A 357-nucleotide genomic window follows, 5' to 3' on the forward strand; every position below is an offset into this window, starting at 1 on the left:
CTGAACATCGAGAACGTGAAGAAGGCCTTTGGGCCGGTCGAGGTGCTGAAGGGCATCAACCTCGAAGTGAACGACGGCGAGTTCGTTGTCTTCGTCGGGCCGTCCGGCTGCGGCAAGTCGACCTTGCTCAGGGTCATTGCCGGACTGGAGGATTCGACCTCGGGCCGCGTCGTCATCGATGGCGCGGACGTCTCGGCCACGCCGCCGGCCAAGCGCGGCATCGCCATGGTGTTCCAGACCTATGCGCTCTATCCGCATCTGACGGTAAAGAACAATATGGGCCTTGGCCTCAAACAGGCCGGCACGCCCGCCCCGGAGATCGAGCGGCGCATCGGCATCGCCTCGTCGATGCTGTCG

At 63.9% G+C, this 357-nt stretch carries 1 protein-coding gene; it reads left to right on the top strand.

The window, feature by feature from the left end; translation table 11 throughout:
- The coding region (locus EN885_RS33310) for an ABC transporter ATP-binding protein (protein WP_164897993.1) at positions 1-357 on the top strand (357 nt) is incomplete at its 3' end.

The sequence above is a fragment of the Mesorhizobium sp. M6A.T.Cr.TU.014.01.1.1 genome (genome assembly GCF_004022765.1).
GTDB classification, from domain to species: domain Bacteria; phylum Pseudomonadota; class Alphaproteobacteria; order Rhizobiales; family Rhizobiaceae; genus Mesorhizobium; species Mesorhizobium mediterraneum.